Source organism: Spirosoma humi (assembly GCF_054776575.1).
In genome coordinates, this window is sequence record NZ_BAAHBR010000003.1 from 128,197 (window position 1) to 144,662 (window position 16,466).

Sequence of the window (16,466 nt, forward strand, 5' to 3'; positions counted from 1 at the left end):
TCGTAAACCACAAGCTATATTATAGCTTGATCAGCTTCACTGTGCGTTTTTTGTCGCCCGAAATGAGGGTCATAACATACATACCGGCTGACAGATTCAGATTGGGTAACGTAAATGCGCTTAGTCCGGTCGAGGTGTAGCGATTCTGCCAGACAACGCGTCCGGCCGCATTCGTCAACGTCGCATCCAGAGGAGTATTCGCGTCAATTTCTCCCCATTGAACGCCAAGTGGCTCGCTGTCGCTGAACGGATTCGGATAGACCAGCAACTGGCCGTAGTTGTCCGCCAGAACGGACGCCCGCTCGAAATTGGGAATGCCGTAGCCCAACTGGTCGTCGGGATTCCCAAACTGGCTCCCTGACCGGCGAAGCGCGTCCGTCACCTGGGCCGCCGTCAAGCGCGGGTGAGCCTGCCAGAAACCAGCCGCCAGACCCGCCACTAACGGGGTGGCAAAGGAGGTGCCATTGCCCGAAACGATTTGGCCGCCTGGACTGCCTATAATCGTTCCCTGTCCTCGGGCTGCCAGATCGGGCTTTACCCGCTGATCGGCCGAGGGACCGAATGAACTAAATGAAGCCCGCTGTCCGGTTTGCGTAACGGCACCAATCGCCAGCACCGAGGCTGCGTCGGACGGAGCCGATAGGTAATGCCAGGCATCACTGCCATCATTTCCGGCGGCTACGACCACAACCATGCCCGTTTCGGTCGCAATCTGGGCTGCCCGGCTGGACAGAGCCGTTTTTCCGTCCAAGTTCTGGTACGTATAGCTGGTGCCCGCATCGTCGAACTGCGTGTACCCCAGGGATGAACTAATTACATCGACTCCCGCACTATCGGCATATTCGGCACCGAATAGCCAGTTGGCCTCTTCGGTTTGTTTTTCAGTAGCGGCCTCTTCAGTGCGGAGTAAAATAAACGATGCTTTGTAGGCTGTTCCGTACAATTGCCTGTCGGCAGTGGCGGCAATGGCCGATAAACACGATAGTCCGTGCGAATCGTCTTCGTATACACTCGTTTCCTTCTTGACAAAATCGTAGGTTGCCAAGACTCGTTTGTCGTCCAGAACCGGCTTAAGAAAACCAACTTTGTCGCCATTCAGAAAACCGGCATCCAGCACACCAATGAGCATGCCTTCGCCATGATAGCCCTGCTGGTGCATTTTGTCGACCCCGAGCTGAGTGATTTGCGCCTGCGAGTTGCCATAATTCAGGGGGTCATCGCTTACGCTGGCAGAAGATTCCAGCTTTCGGATGGTTTTGTTTTGTGTTTCAGCACCCACACGAGCCGTAGCCAGCGACCGGCCAAATTCCAGCCCGTTCACAAACGGAAGCTTCTGAATTGCAGCAACGGTAACGTCGTTGGTTTCAATTAATACGGCGTTGAGCCAGCGAGAGGTAAACCAGATTCTGGCCCCCGCCTGCTGGAGTTGTGTTACGTAAGTGGGATTGACCGGCAAATCGCGCTCCCGTAAGGAAATGCCCTGTTTTTGCCGACGTAAAATGGAGCGCTGGGACAGAAACTGTTCCGGGCGGCTGATGCTATAGGGTGAGTTCGCCTTGTCGCGCAGTAGTACCAGGTATTTACGTGTTGTCTGGCCAAAGCTACTGAACTGGCAACAGAGCAGTAACAGTAAAAGCCAGCCCATTTTATTCCTTTCCATACGTTTGGATACGATACACTTGTCGAGTGCCATAATCAATCTGGTTCTTCCCGATACAACCCGAACTTGTCGTGCAAAATTTACGATACGTCCGTTCTTTATAAATTAACCCAACCTGCCGGGCATACACCGCCAGGCGTTTCTCCTGCGAGACCAGCGTGGAATCGTCCTGAGCAACAACCGTAACGGTTTCCTTGAACGACTTATCCAATACGCGAAAAGGCTGGTCTGCGTTGCGTATCTCATACTCGTCGGGGCCGAACGTGTTGTATCGGTTGCCATTCCAGCGTAACCCATTGCTGATTGGAATTAGTAAGCTAACAAAATCCTGCCCATTTTCTGTGCGTATGGCTTCGTTCGTGACTAACCGGTCCGACCATACCGAGTCGGCTTGCCAGGGCTGGCTGTCAGTAGAGCGCCGGTAGCGGATCAGCCGGTAGGCGGTTTGGCCGGCTACATCGGTGTAAGCCGCTCCGATGACTTCCTTGATCTGGTAATATCGCTGTATGGGCGCGGCCTGAAGCGCGTATTGATCTTCCTGTACGGTATAAATACGGTATTGACCCGATTCGAGCGGAAAGTACTCGTAGTCTGATGGGGCAGGCTCCGTTGTAGCCGACTGGCATCCTGAAAGCAGAGCCACAGAAACGACGATCAGAAACCAGACAGACAAGGGGTGGGGCATATGAAAGGGAACGGCGGTCAGAAAATACGGCTCCAGGCGAAACGAATCACGAGCAGCAGAGCGACAAAGCCAACGACAAGGTAGGTGAAAGGGATGTAGGCAACCGCGTAGATGCGGGTGCGATCGATGAACCACAGAATACCCATTATGGCTCCGATCAAGGTTAGAAACCCGGATAATTTGCCGAAACCCGGAATATAACTGAATGGTAGCTTACGACGAATGAGCACCAGCGTGGCCACCATTGTCAAAATAGGCAGCGCTTGCAGCGCAAGGTTCATATCCCAGATGCTCTGCCGCTCGAACAGGAACAGGTAGATGTTGAGCGTGACGGCAAAAATACCCGGAATACAGGCCAGATAAATCAGAACGGCATACACATACCGCCATTTCCAGATGTCTTCGGCCGTTTCGCCCGACCATAAATTAACTAAAAAAGCTCCTGTCGGTATGGCCGCCAGGAGCAGAAATAACACAATAGGCTGGCCGGATAAGGCCGCAAATACATCGCGTAGTGTCATGGGAAATAAGCGCCAGAATGAATGAGTGAAAATAGCTTGTTTATGCTTTTCGCTCCGCATCGGCGGTCCGATTTCACTCATTCATTCTGGCGCTCTTTATTATTTAAGCGTCAGTAAATAGCCAATCGTAAAGTTGGCATCCCAGTCGAAAACGAACTGATTACAGCCCGTTGCATCGGCAATGGCTTTGTATATGGTCAAGCCCGATTTTGACTTGGCGCTCTCCAGCTTGTAAGCCGATGGTGCATCGAGAACGGTGTATCGTTCTTTGCCTTTTCGCACCGATTTGGCCAATTCAAAAGGTACGCCACCGATGATAAAGCAAGTTTTGCGGTGATCGGTGGGAACTTGTTTGGCTTTGGCCGCTACATCCGTCGCAACGGTTTCGTCGCTGGTTCCATTCGAGTAATACTTGGCTCCGTAGGTTTCCAGGGCTTTAATGGACTCCCCCTGTTTCCAGGAAATTTTGGTGTTGCCCGAGCCAATGTCCGTTACGAACGAATTGCTGGCATAGTCAGCGGGCAGCACCGACCGTAGGGCCAGAGAGCCTTCCTGTTCCGGTGTAACGGTGTTGACAAAATAGTTGAGTGATTTCAGCGCCTTAATAATCTTCTGCGTCCCTTCTGCTTTTATCGCTCCCGAACTGACAACGAAGTGAATGTTGCGTCCGCCAACGCCGAAGTCAAGCATTTTGCCAATATAGCTTTTCAACCCTGCCCGGATATCGTCGTCACTGGCCATGTTTTCCAAAACCAGGCTGTTACCGAATTCAGCTTTTTCCAGTTTCCAGCGCTTCTGATCGTCGATTCTGACAATGAATGAGTTGAAACCACTGGCTCCTAACTCGACAACACCTTTAAGCAAGCCGTTCTGAGGCTCAGGAGCCGTATAGTTGAACGCCTGGCGAGGCTGATCCGTCGCTTCGCTTTCCGATGAGCCGGACGACGTTTCAGAGGAGGCTGACGATTCTTCAACAGTACCTTCGGCTGTCTTGTCGTCGGCCCTGGGCATTGTCTGCGATTCGGAATATTCTTTTTCCTTGTTGTTGGGGGCCAGTTTACGCAGGGCTGCGTTGCCACCAAAATAACGGAACGCGAAGAAAGCAGCCGCCAGAATCAGCGCGGTGATGAGTAGCCGACCGGCCACGGTTAATCGTTGCATAGGAAATTAATTTTGAATGAATGAGTGATAGAGTGATTGAATTACTGAATGGTAGAGTGATTGAATAAAATTTGCGTCAGCTATTCTATCAGTCAATCACTCTATCAGTCGAAATTAATCCAGTAAATTCTTGTAACCGGCGTCTTTTTGCGGGTTCGGGCCGAGGTTGAGCGGTTGAGCCGGGGCGTCCAGCTGGACCATCTTAAACTCGCCTTTGTTATACGCTTCCAGCAGTGCTTCGCCCTTATCGGACAAAACGCCATTCTGAATATCGACACCATTGATGAAATCCATCGAGAGGTCCATAGCCCGTTTCATTTCGCCGAGTTTCATACTCATGTCATCCTGGATATACTCCATTGACTGGTCGAAGTAGAACTTCTTATCGGGATCACCTTTAAAGATACTGACCGCTGTTTTGAGCGCGTTCGAGCTATCCTTAACGATCTGATACTCTGTCTCTTTGAGCCGGACTTTGATCTCCGTCTCCTTAATGATGTAATCGGCGCTCTGATTTACTTTTTCCATGAACGCCAGCACATTTTTCATGTTCCGCTGGAGAGGCAGCAGCTTTTCGTTCATTTCCTGAAGGCCCGCCCCTTCGATGGTAGCCAGTTGAGCCGTTTCGCGCATACCGGGCCTGTCGCTCAGTGAATTGGCTTTGTTGGCTTCGGCGAATTTCTGCTTGATCGCTTCGTTGTTCTCATTGATTTTTTTGTTCAGCTTAACGAGTTGTCCCGCCAGAATATTAATCTGGCCCTGCATTTTCTCGCGCTTCTGCTTTAAATCGTCAATGTAAATTTTCATGATAGCGATCGGATTCAATTGAATGACCGTACCGGTCAAACTGCGCATCAATGACTTGAACAGAAAGAAGACGGCCGTACGGACATCTTTGCTGGTGAACAGGAAAATCAGGACACCCAGCGCGCCCAGCAGAAGCGACAGTTCAAGAATGTTCGATGTCGCGCGAATCAGGAATTCGATGATCCGGTTAAAATAAACCAGGCCTAATCCGGCCATGCCAGCCAGTACGATCATGCCCAGAACACCTTCCGGACGGCTCCAGAACGAACGTTTTTCTACGTCCGCTCCGCCACCAAGTTTTGAAAAGTCAGGAGTTGCCATTTGTTGGGGTTTATGGTTAACGGTTTTTGGTATTCACAAGTCGGCCGATACACGGGTTATCGGTTCGACAGACCCATACCATTGAGTTGTAAAAACCTATTTTAAGTAGTGCGCCATTTTGGCGATGTCATCCTTAATCTGGCCAATAAAATGCGCGAATGTCGACTCGTAGTTTTGCCGATTTTGGGTGATTTTTGCACTTTGTTCCGTGATTTCACCCGTAATGGCCGTCAGCCGGTTTGTATTGGCATCGATCTGTTTCTGAATCTCTACGAGTTGCTTGGCCAGCGACTCATTATCCGTTTGCAGCCGTTTCTGTTCGTTCTGTAAGCCGCCAACGCGTTCGGCCAGGGCTGTTTCTACGCTTTTGGTAAATCCATCCCGGTCTTTGTTCAGGGCCGCAATATACCCATTTGCCGTATTGGTTAACGTCATAACATCTGCCGAGCCCCCTAGCGCTTTGAAACTTGCCCAGGCCGCCTGAAACTGCTTTTCTTCCGGTAAGCCCAGGTTGCCAAGGCTCCGAAGCGTTTCCCGAAATTCGAAATAATCGGGACCGGGTGGGTTATTCTGAGCCAGTACGTTGGCCAAATGTTCGGCAAATTTCGAATCGACCGAGCCGGCCGTAGTAGCCGCCGACTCCGCAACGGGTGTAACCGGACCTGCGCTGGTGGTGCCGGGCGTGGGTACAGTAGCCGACGGGCGGGGTGCGGCAGGTGCCGATGATGCCGTCGGTGGCGTGCCGGTAGCGGTACCTGGCTCTTCATCTTTCACGAAGAAACTCAGGATTTTACGACCAAGTGATTTGTCAGGTTCTGGCATAATTGTCTATCGTTTCGGAGTTACTCATTCGCGGGTTTACCCCTTTGGTAAACGACTCAGCAATGTTACGAGGTTACTACCAATCCCACAATACCAGATTTGGCCGAACGGTTGCGGAGGTTGACAACTTGTTGCAGGGAAGGACGGGCTTTACGGTTTATCGGTTGCTAGCCGCATTTCCTCATTTCCTTATCCACTTTTCCATTCGCTCGGTAAACGTTTCTACTTTCGACTTAGAAACCAACTGGATATACATATTATAGGGATTCTGGCGGTAGTAATCCTGATGGTATCCTTCGGCGGGGTAGAAGGCTGCGTAGGGAACAACCTGCGTAATAACCCGCCCCTGGTGATGGCCCGAGGCATTTTCTCGCCCGATAGCCGCCTGGATACGGGCTTTCTCTTCGGGTGTCCGAAAGAATACCGCTGATCGATAATGCTTTCCAATGTCGGGGCCTTGCCGATCGCGTTGCGTCGCATCGTGACCGGCAAAAAACGCATCCAATAAAACGTCGTAAGAAATGACCGTCGGGTCATAATACACCTGTACCGCTTCGGCGTGCCCCGTCTGATCGGTGCCAACCTGCTCATACGTTGGGTAGGCCAGATCGCCCCCTGCGTAGCCGGATACGGCCGTTCGCACCCCTTTCAGGCGTTTCATTTCTTCCTGAACGGCCCAGAAACAGCCACCTGCCACGGTCGCTACGGCCTCACCGGGTTGCAGACCCGGAAGTTTAGCGGGATTTGTGTCAATAACGGTCGGCTTTTTTTCGGCCGGGCGCTGCTGGCAGCCGGGCAGCAGCAACGCGGCCAAAACGAATAAATGAATGTAAGCTTTCATGCGTGTGTGATCGTAGCAGATTAACACAAAATCGGGGCGGGGGGTTACGAAAAGTAAGGCCCATTCGTGCTTAACTTTGTTGTGTAGCCATAGTCTGTCAATCGTAACGATGGGTTATCAACGGCAAGATGCTGTGGCTTTGCATGTATGTCATTGACAACTTTAGGACTCGAACTGCCCACCGACCCGCGTTGGGTCAATATTGCCGAAATGAACATCGGCGAAATTCTGATCGATCATGCCTGGTGTGAACAAAAAGCCGCATCGTCGTGTATCTCGCTGGTTGTCCAGTATTTTGATCAGCCAGTGCTGGTGGAAACCTTAACGCCCATTGTATCCGAAGAATGGGGACATTTTCATCGGGTGTTAAAAGAACTTCAGAAGCGCAATATTCCGCTGGGGAGGCATCGGAAGGATGAATACGTGAACCAGGTACGAACCCGACTGCGCCGGTCAATTAACGATTACAAAGAGCAGATGATGGACAATCTGCTGATGAATGCCCTGATTGAAGCCCGTAGTTGCGAGCGCTTTAAACTTCTTTCGGAGCAGATTGCCGATGAAAGCCTGCGCAAGTTTTACCGGGAACTGATGGTTTCGGAAGCCGGTCATTACCGCACGTTCATTGACCTGGCAGAAACCTATCTGCCCGCCGGGCGTGTCCGGGAGCGGTGGAAGGAATTTCTGGCCGTGGAGGCTGATATTATAGCTAACCTGGGCGTCCGGGGAGATCGAATGCACTAACCGAGTTGGCTCCTTGGAAGGCTGGTCAGTGAATGACAAGTTGTATCTTTACTGTCCGGGACAACGGGCCCGACTCAACAAATACCGAATGACTTTTCTTCGCCAAACGGCTAAACGCATATTTGATACCCACGGCCCCAGCTTACGTGATGTTTGGGTGATTTTACCAACGCGCCGGGCGGTGTCCGTTTTTTTGGATGAACTGGCGGCCCTTTCCGACCGACCCTTTCTGGCACCCCATGCCCTGGCTGTCGATGATTTCATTACCCAGGCTGCAGGTGTTCAATTGATTGATTCGGTTAGTTTATTATTCGACCTCTACGATGTGTTCAGGGAGATCGACCCACTGGTTGAGTTCGAGCAGTTTATTGGTTGGGCGTCGGTATTACTGGCTGATTTCGACCGTATCGATCAATACCTGGTTAGTCCGAATGAATTGTTTAGTTACCTCACCGCGGCTAAAACCCTCGAACGCTGGCAGGTAGACATGCCGTCGACGGCCAAGCCCATTGCGGAAACGCCCGGTACGGCCCGCTACTTCAAACTGTTTGAGAACCTGCAAACGGCTTACCATGCCCTGCATGAACGACTAAACGAGCAGGGGCTTGCTTACCGGGGCATGGCCTATCGGTTGCTGGCGCAGAACGTTGAATCGCTGATTCGGGATAACTTGTTGTACGAACGGGTCTACTTTGTTGGGTTCAATGCACTCAGTCGGGCCGAAGAACATATTATTCGGGTGCTGGTCGACGCCCAAAAGGCCGAACTTATCTGGGATGCCGATCAGTATTACATGGACGACCGTCGGCAGGAAGCGGGTGAATTCCTGCGTCGATACCAGGAAAATGGCTGGTTTTTCTCGAAACAGAACCATACCGATCTGGCCCAGCAATCCAATAATCTGCTTGGCTCGGAGAAAAATATTCGCGTAGTCGGCGTGCCCAATGCCAGCATGCAGACAAAAGTGGCTGGCAAAATTTACAGCGAATGGCAACAGACCGGGCCCGTGGGGCAGGGGAGTAATCCGAGCCGTTCGTCCAAAACGGCCATCGTGCTGGCCGATGAAACTCTGCTGGTGCCGGTGCTGTATGCACTCGATGAAAACGTAACGGATTTAAACGTGACCATGGGGCTATCGCTGCGTTCGTCGCTGATGTTCACCCTGGTCGATACGCTGTTTGAGATGCAGCGAACGGTGCACGAATTCCGGACCCGGGATGGCCGTGACCTGAAGATACCCAAGTTTCATCACCGCCACGTGGTGAAACTGCTCAATCACCCGTTCCTGAAACAGTATGAGCGTATTCGCGGACTCCTGTGGCCGGGCGAGGTGTTGCCGAATGGTGACGTGCTACCGGCAGAACCTCTCTTTCAGTGGATTGCCAAAGAAATTGTCAAGAACCAGCGCGTCTACCTGACCGAGCAGGAGATAAGAGAGCTGGGGCAGCGCGATCCGCTCGTCCAGGTGCTGTTCACCCGCTGGCCCAACGACGAGCCGATGAAAGCCATTCAGACATTTTATGAGCTGATTGAGCTTTTGCGCGATGTTTATCGCACCAGTCAGGATGCCATCGAGATCGAGTATCTCTATCTGTTTTTTACCCTGCTCAAGCAACTCGAAGCCACGCTGGAGCGGCAGGGAAGCGTTGGGAAAGGAGCACCCAACGGCCGGCAGGCCACGGGGCAGGCCGAGGTTACGGTACGAAGCTTCCGGCAATTTCTGTATGAATTGATTCGGCAGACGTCCATTCCGTTTACAAGCGAGGGGAAGAGCCAGCTTCAAATCATGGGGATGCTCGAAACGAGGGCGCTTGATTTCGACCGGGTTATCATCCTTTCCGTAAACGAAGGAATTTTGCCCCAGTCACGCAAGCTTAACTCATTGATTCCGTTCGATATAGCGTCTGAATTGCTCCTGCCTACCTATCGGGAGCAGGAAGCCGTCATGGCGTATCACTTCTACCGGCTCCTGCAGCGCGCCAGCGACGTGGTGTTGCTGTACACCACGTCGACCGATGCCTATGGCAGTAGCAAAGGGGAGCCGAGCCGGTTTATCCGACAGTTGGAACACGAACTGATACCACGCTCAAATGGTCGGGTGCGCATGAGCCACCCAACCGTTCGCTTCGGGCGATCTACCGAGCAGACAAGTACCGATCCGTCTCAATTGCGGGTGTTAAAAACGGAACGGATTCGGGAGGATCTTGTAAAGTTACTTACCACAAAAGGCCTGTATCCGTCCTACCTGAACCAGTTTGTGAGTTGCTCGATGCGCTTCTATTTTAGCCGGATTGTGAACATCAGCGAAGAAGAAGATATCGAGGAAAAAATGGGGGCTGCCGAGTTCGGGAGTTGGCTGCACAAGGTGATGGAGCGCCTGGATCTTGACTACCGAATGAAAGCGTTACCCATTGATGAGTCGATTATCAAGACCCTCCTGGAAGAAGAGTTTGCGGTTTCCATGAAAGGCCGGGTCATTGAATCGGGGATGAACCTGTTGCTCTATGACCTGGCTCAGAAACTGATGCTCGATTTTCAGCGGCAACAAAATGCCCTCCCCGGCCTCACCGTCATTGGCACCGAGCAAACCCTGGAAACGTACCTGACGGTGGCTATCGAGGGGCGTGCACCGATCCAGGTGCGGATTGCGGGTAAAATTGACCGCATCGAGCAGTTTGGTGATCAGATACGTATTGTCGATTACAAAACTGGTAAGGTCGATCTATCCGAAAAGACGCCCATCGGCCTGAGTGACAAACTACTGAACGATGGTAAGGAAGATAAAATGCGGCAGTTGTGGCTGTATCGCTACCTGGCCCTGAAAAACATCCGGGACTATGGCGGCCTGCCCCGCGACAGAGCAAAGAAGGATATTTTTCGGGCGGAAGGCATGCCCGTTGAAGCGGGCTTCTATTCGTTTCGCGATGTGAACGGGGGCTTTAAATCAAACCCGGTCCGGTTTGGCGACAATGACAGCCCGGCGCAATACATTGAGGATTCGGAAGATTTGTTGCGGCAACTGATCGAGCGGTTGCTCGATCTGAATGAGCCGTTCAAGAAAACGGATCAGATTGAAATCTGCCAGTTCTGCGATTACAAGGGCATTTGTGGCCGCTAGGCGTCGTTAACGCATCTTGTAAATTTTATAGACCCTATTTAACGCCGGGGATTGCCTCCACCAGGTCATGAACGAAGTACATTATACCGAGGCAGCGTTTGTTCCGTCAAAAGCATGAAACAGGCATTATTACTGGTGCTGCTCTTGTTCAGTTTGAGCACGACGGCTCAGGTACTACGGAAAAGAACCGTTAAGCTAATGGGTAGCCGCTTCGACATTACCATCGTTGCGCAGGATTCCCTGACGGCTGAGACGAATATCGATCGGGTCATTGCCGAAGTAACGCGGATCGAGAACTTGATTTCCGACTGGAAAGCGGATTCTCAAATAGCAATGGTCAATAAAAATGCCGGTATTGCACCCGTTAAGGTGGATGCGGAGGTTTTTGCCTTGACGGAACGGGCGATTGCGCTCTCCAAAATGACCAACGGGGCTTTCGATATCAGCTTTGCCGCCATGGACCGAATCTGGAAGTTCGATGGCTCAATGACCGAAATGCCAAGCCCCGAAGCGATTAAAAAATCTGTGGCGAAGGTAGGCTACTCATTTATAGTCCTGGACCGCAAACAGTCCACCATTTTTCTGAAACGGAAAGGGATGAAAATTGGCTTCGGTGCGCTGGGAGAGGGGTACGCCACCGACCGTTGCCGCGATATGATGCTGGCCAGAGGTATCAAGGCTGGCATTGTCAATGGGTCGGGTGATATGAGCACCTGGGGAAAACAACCCGATGGCCGTGACTGGATGGTAGGCATTACCAATCCAATGCAGCGTGATACCATTTTCGCCGTTTTGCCCTTGCGGGAAAGCGCCATGGTTACCTCTGGCAGTTACGAAAAGTTTGTGGTGTTCAATGGCAAGCGATATGCCCACATCATTAATCCCAGAACGGGCTATCCGGCTACCGGGTTGATCAGCGTTTCGATCCTGGGACCCAGCGCCGAAACCGCCAATGGGTTTAGTACCTCCTTGATGGTCATGGGCAAGGAGGCCGGGCTGAAACTGATAAAAAAACACCCGCAGTACAGCTATATCCTGATTACCGATGAAGGGGAAATTATCTCCTCCAGCAAGCTAGCCTTGACCATGCATAAGCTGTAGGCTGATGTCTGGTGGGATCGCGCAGGTCCGCCAGCTCAATAACAATCCATCAGAATCTGGCCGTGTGACTGGTACACGCTAAGGCTTTGCCCCAGTTTTGTCTGGCAAATGGTTTCCAGTAGAGCGAGGACATCTTTCTGCATCGCCAGCGATCCACAGAGCATCAATACCCCTTTTGCCATCAATGTATTGGCAATGAAGTCGGCGTCGCGGGTGAGTAATTGACTGACATATTCTTTGTTGCCTTCGCGCGAATAGGCAACGTGCAGGTTCGTGAGTTGCCGCGCCAACTGACTCGTTTCCAGAAAATTCCGGTAAACATCGAAGGAGGCATGTTGCCGGAAACCACAGTATAAATGGCAGGGCACGGGCTGTTTATTCTCACTAATCATGCCCAGGAAGGGGGCGATGCCCGTACCATTGGCAATCATGACCACGACCGGCGCTTTTTTCGGGAAATGAAAATGATCGTTGCTAACGATCCGGGCCTGGATTGTTTCTCCCGGCGAAAGTTCGTGTAAAAAGCTGGAACCCAAGCCATGTTGGTGCAGCCGGACGCTGAGTTGAAGTTCCTTATTCAACACACCAATGGAATACAGCCGTTCGCGGTGATCGTTGGCGGGGTAAATGGCCAGCAAATCACCCGACGTAACGCTGTTTGTCTGGTTGGCGCGTAGCCGGATCAAAAAGGTGCCATTGGGCTGAGTCGTGCGCGTATTGTGCGTTACGGTTAATGGTTCAAGTTTGACCGCAGGCGTCTTCGGGAGGGCCGACGAAACGGGCATCAGTAGATTGGTTTGTTGCGACCAGGCTTCGGCCCATAATCCAAACTCGTCCGGCGACCGATCATTGACGGTGTGAATATCCACCAATGGAACAGCCCATGGCTGCCGGGACAGGAGTTGGTTCACGTCAAAGGCAAACTTACAAAAGTCGGGATAAGCGTGCGACCCAAAGCCGAGTACTGAAAAACGTACTGGCTGCAACTGTGGGTATTTTTCAACCAGTGCGGCAAAGCGGTTGGCATTGGTTGGCGCGTCACCGAGCCCATACGTAGCCGTTAAAGCGATCAGGTACTCCGCTTTAGGGAAAACGGTGTAGTCGTTGAACTCAGTCAGGAACGATTTCTGGCCTTGTTTGAGCAGTTGCTGATGAATGAGCTGGGCAAACTGAAAAGTACTGCCGTTCTCCGACCCAACCAAAATGACGAACCGGCTCTCGTCGGCGGAGTACTGGTTTTTGACACGGTTTGCCCGTCGTCTAAACGTAATGGCAAACCCGGAATAGATAAAAAAGAGGATGTTTGCCGAAGCGATGGCCAGAATGATGGCCCAAATGGCACTGGCCCGGCCGGTGTGTACATCTAGGCTCAGGTTAGTTAACAGGACATCGGTTGGGTAACGGGTTTCGCTAAGAATGTCGCCCGTAATCTGATTCACCGTCAGTTCGCGATCGGCAAGCGTCAGGGTGTAATAATCTTCGACGTCGTCAGAAAAGGGAAACTCGACGCGTTGAACGTCGGAAAGTTTCGTGTTTTTGAATACCGGGAAGTCAGCCAACTGGCTTTCCGGCTTGGACCTGATCGCGTCCAGATCGATTTTGGGGGAGATTTTTTCGGTCTTCATCAGTCCGAACCGCTCCAGCGACAAATACGTGCCCGACAGCGCAATAACGAAGATCGGAATCAGTGACAACCGTCCCAGCACAACGTGATAATACTGCGCAGCGTTATCCCGCACGATTCGGGTAAAAAATCGCTGGATGCCCCGTTGCCGCTGGATGATCAGCATTGTGCCCGAGACTGTGATCAGCAGTAGCAGGAACGCCGTCAGCCCAATAAAGAACCGACCAGCCTCGTGCGCAAACAGGGACCGATGCAGCGCCGTTACCCATTGAAAAAAGTCGCTCTGCTGCGTTGGAATACCCAGGATTTTGCCCGTTTGTGGATCGACATAGGCGGTCAGGTTTTTGCCGTCGGCATCACTTCCCTTGATCTGCACAAATTGGTTCGCGTCGATGCTCAGTTCACTGATCTCGGAAACGTGTTTTTTCAGGACTGGCAAGGCCTGAGCCAGCGTAAGCTGATTAAAATTAGCAACCCGATAGGGCTGAATTTTCTGCGATATGGGCTCGAAGGCCAGAATGATGCCCGTGATCGATGCCAGAGACAATAAAAGAAAAGAAGATACAGCCAGGGCTAAGTGGCTGTATCTCCAGACAGAAATAGTCATAAATGAGGCCGCTGTTAATTGGGGTCAGCTTGGTTGGCACAGCGCAGCTGGCGCAACGCGGTTGGCGCAACTTAGTTGCTGGTATTGGGGCTGAAACGTACGTAGCGGATGTAGCCCGTCCCTTCGCTTTTGGCGGCAAGTGCCTCCGTCGTAAGCGGAATTTCCAGGTCTTTTACGTTGTAATTCTTGTCCTCCACCGCGCTTTCAAATCGAAGCTTATAATCCTTGTTGATTTTGCTATTATCGATTTCCAGCACGGTGACGCTACGGTCGCCCCCCGCAACGGATGCCCCGGTGATGGCGCTGATATTGGGTGTTTTTTTGCCCAACGCCTTATGCCATTCTTTTACATCCGGGTACCATTTTTTGTTGGAGCCCAGTACATACAAGGTTTTCTCGTAAGCTCCCTTGCCGTTAATGAGTGAGACGACAATGTAAGCGCCTTCGCCCATATAGTTGGTCATCTGGATCATACACTTGTATTGGGTCGTACCCGATTGGGCAAATGAAGCAGCCGGTTGGGCAAAGGCCAGGACCAACGCCAGCAGGCTAATTTTAGGCAAAAAAGACATGTTCTTATTTTAGGAAAGTAAGCGATACGTTGCTTTTCGACAGCGATTCGTTCTCGCTGGCCAGATCAAAAGCGGTTTCTTTAAAATTGGTGGGAATTTCCTTTTTAGCCCCGACCGACAGCAGGTATTTTAGCATGGCATCGTCTTTGGCGACCATAGCCGCTTTGTGCAGAGCCGTAATCCCTTCCTTGTTGCGGGCGTTCACATCGATCTGGAGAGGTTCCAGCTTTTTCAGCAGCGCCAGATCGTTTTTAGCTACGGCAAGGTGATAGAGTGTATTGCCATTTTTCTGCGGAGTCTTTAGGTCAACCCCTTTTTCCTGCAGGAGCGCCAGTTTAGCGTCAAAATCACTGATACGGGGGGCACCGTTTCCGCCTTCGGGACGTGGACCGCCCCCCATGCCAGCAGAACCAGGGCCTGCTGGACGATAGCCCTGCACCAGGTACACCGCCAGATTATCGCCTGCCTTGTCGGTTGCCTGTATATCGGCCCCCTTGCCAAGCAAATACGCAACCACCTCTGGCGAGTTTCCCTGCACGGCCATGGCTAAAGCCGATGTTCCCTTTTGATTACTTTGATTGATATTTTTCACTTTCGGGGCCAGCCGTTCGAGCGTACTCAGGTCGCGGTTGCTGGCGGCAGCGTTCATAAATGGCGTGTTTCCGTCTTCGTCGGCCTGATTGACGTCGGTACCCTTACCTAAAAAATACTCGATCAGGGCCGACTGACCAGGCCGACGTACCAGCGCGTGCAGCGCATTCTCGCCATTTTTATTAACGGCTGTGGGTTTTACCCCCGCGCTTTCCAGGTATTGAAACACCTCAATAGGAGCAGGGGCCCGGCGCGACCCTTGCGCGGCCATAATCATGGCGTTGGGATCTACGGATACACCCCGTTGCTGAAGGGCTTTCAGTACGCTGAGGTTACCACCCCGAGCGGCATAGCCAAAAGCATTGTTCCCGGCCGCGTCGGTGCTTTTCAGATCCAGCCCTTTCGAGATAAAATAATCAGTCAGTTTGAGGTCTTTATCGTTGGCGATGGCCACCAGCAAGGCATTGGCTCCATCGTGGTTGACGTCTTTTTTAAGGTTGGCTCCACCTTTGATAAGCAGGTCGTATAGCTGCGTATCGGGCATTCCGCCACCGGCCGCGAAGGTTAGCGGGGTTGCTCCGTGGCTATCACCAACACTAACAGTAGCGCCTTTGCCAAGCAGGTATTCCACAATCTCTATATTATCCCGGTTGGCGGCCCAGTGCAGGTAGGTACGGCTGTCGTGCGTCAGCTTGTTTATACCATTGCCGGGCTGCGCCAACAGATATTTGATGGTCTCATTGGGGGCCTGTGCATTAATCGCCATGACAACGGGATCAAAACTAGCCGGATTGAACTGCGAGGGGTTACTGCCCTTCTCGATCTCCGCTTTGACCTGATTCACGTCTGGCTTACTTTGCCAGAACGCCTGATCAAGCAGTACGTTTTTCTGAGCCTGAGCGGAGAGCGCAAAGCCCACCAAAACGGCACTCAGTAACTTTTTCATATAGATTATACCTGAAACGATTGGATTGACTTGCGTACGATTGCGCGTGCAGGTCCGATAAAGGGCCGAACCCGTTGCAAAGTTAATAAGATTCAGTCTAAATAAGAGCGCTCGGACTGATTCTATATGCTTATTTTACACGCATCGGTATGCTTGAAGAGGATGTTTTCTGCCGTTTCTTATTCCAGGCCGCTGAAAGGGGAGCGAAGTCAGACTAAACCAGTTATAAGATCGGCTTGAACGAGTCCTGAATGGTTTGCTGGAAGGGTAGATGCCGTTTTCAATAGGCTCCGTTCAATAGCCCGAAAGAACGGCAAATTTCCGGCTTGCATTCGTGTGGTTGGT

13 protein-coding genes are annotated in these 16,466 nt (G+C 51.8%); 3 read left to right on the top strand and 10 right to left on the bottom strand.

Features of this window, described 5'->3' with window-relative positions; translation table 11 throughout:
- Positions 1–19: 19 nt before the first annotated feature.
- The 7 genes from ACYU8Y_RS04200 to msrA all read right to left on the bottom strand — a co-directional run bounded on the left by ACYU8Y_RS04200 (position 20) and on the right by msrA (position 6,818).
- On the bottom strand, positions 20–1,660 hold the full coding sequence (locus ACYU8Y_RS04200) for a S8 family peptidase (RefSeq protein ID WP_460934519.1): 1,641 nt from the start codon (positions 1,658–1,660) through the stop codon (positions 20–22).
- A complete protein-coding gene (locus tag ACYU8Y_RS04205; protein ID WP_460934521.1) occupies positions 1,647–2,345 on the bottom strand; it encodes a hypothetical protein in 699 nt (232 codons plus the stop codon). The genes ACYU8Y_RS04200 and ACYU8Y_RS04205 overlap by 14 nt, the downstream gene beginning before the upstream one ends.
- Positions 2,346–2,362: 17 nt before the next feature.
- Positions 2,363–2,947: a hypothetical protein gene (locus ACYU8Y_RS04210; protein WP_460934523.1), complete on the bottom strand. Its 585-nt coding sequence runs from the start codon at positions 2,945–2,947 to the stop codon at positions 2,363–2,365.
- 18 nt (positions 2,948–2,965) lie between these two features.
- The gene (locus tag ACYU8Y_RS04215; RefSeq protein ID WP_460934525.1) at positions 2,966–4,027 is read right to left on the bottom strand and encodes a hypothetical protein; all 1,062 of its coding nucleotides are present in this window, start codon (positions 4,025–4,027) and stop codon (positions 2,966–2,968) included.
- Positions 4,028–4,141: 114 nt separating this feature from the next.
- Positions 4,142–5,155, bottom strand: a complete 1,014-nt coding sequence (locus tag ACYU8Y_RS04220; RefSeq protein WP_460934526.1) for a hypothetical protein — start codon at positions 5,153–5,155, stop codon at positions 4,142–4,144.
- A gap of 96 nt (positions 5,156–5,251) precedes the next feature.
- On the bottom strand, positions 5,252–5,977 hold the full coding sequence (locus ACYU8Y_RS04225) for a hypothetical protein (protein WP_460934528.1): 726 nt from the start codon (positions 5,975–5,977) through the stop codon (positions 5,252–5,254).
- 181 nt (positions 5,978–6,158) lie between these two features.
- Entirely contained in the window at positions 6,159–6,818 is a 660-nt protein-coding gene (gene msrA / locus ACYU8Y_RS04230) for a peptide-methionine (S)-S-oxide reductase MsrA (RefSeq protein WP_460934530.1), read from the bottom strand.
- A gap of 147 nt (positions 6,819–6,965) precedes the next feature.
- Between msrA and ACYU8Y_RS04235 the strand changes: the two genes are divergently transcribed.
- The 3 genes from ACYU8Y_RS04235 (at position 6,966) to ACYU8Y_RS04245 (ending at position 11,781) form a co-directional block, all read left to right on the top strand.
- On the top strand, positions 6,966–7,562 hold the full coding sequence (locus ACYU8Y_RS04235; RefSeq protein ID WP_460934532.1) for a MiaE family protein: 597 nt from the start codon (positions 6,966–6,968) through the stop codon (positions 7,560–7,562).
- Between the two features lie 88 nt (positions 7,563–7,650).
- Entirely contained in the window at positions 7,651–10,680 is a 3,030-nt protein-coding gene (locus ACYU8Y_RS04240; RefSeq protein WP_460934534.1) for a PD-(D/E)XK nuclease family protein, read from the top strand.
- A gap of 114 nt (positions 10,681–10,794) precedes the next feature.
- The gene (locus ACYU8Y_RS04245) at positions 10,795–11,781 is read left to right on the top strand and encodes an FAD:protein FMN transferase (protein WP_460934536.1); all 987 of its coding nucleotides are present in this window, start codon (positions 10,795–10,797) and stop codon (positions 11,779–11,781) included.
- Between the two features lie 35 nt (positions 11,782–11,816).
- Here ACYU8Y_RS04245 and ACYU8Y_RS04250 read toward each other — a convergent pair whose 3' ends face one another.
- The 3 genes from ACYU8Y_RS04250 to ACYU8Y_RS04260 form a co-directional block, all read right to left on the bottom strand.
- Complete coding sequence (locus ACYU8Y_RS04250) at positions 11,817–14,012, bottom strand: PepSY domain-containing protein (RefSeq protein ID WP_460934538.1); 2,196 nt, start codon at positions 14,010–14,012, stop codon at positions 11,817–11,819.
- A 71-nt stretch (positions 14,013–14,083) separates the two neighbouring features.
- Entirely contained in the window at positions 14,084–14,584 is a 501-nt protein-coding gene (locus ACYU8Y_RS04255; RefSeq protein WP_460934540.1) for a DUF2271 domain-containing protein, read from the bottom strand.
- Positions 14,585–14,588: 4 nt separating this feature from the next.
- The gene (locus ACYU8Y_RS04260) at positions 14,589–16,121 is read right to left on the bottom strand and encodes an ankyrin repeat domain-containing protein (RefSeq protein WP_460934542.1); all 1,533 of its coding nucleotides are present in this window, start codon (positions 16,119–16,121) and stop codon (positions 14,589–14,591) included.
- Positions 16,122–16,466 lie beyond the last annotated feature (345 nt).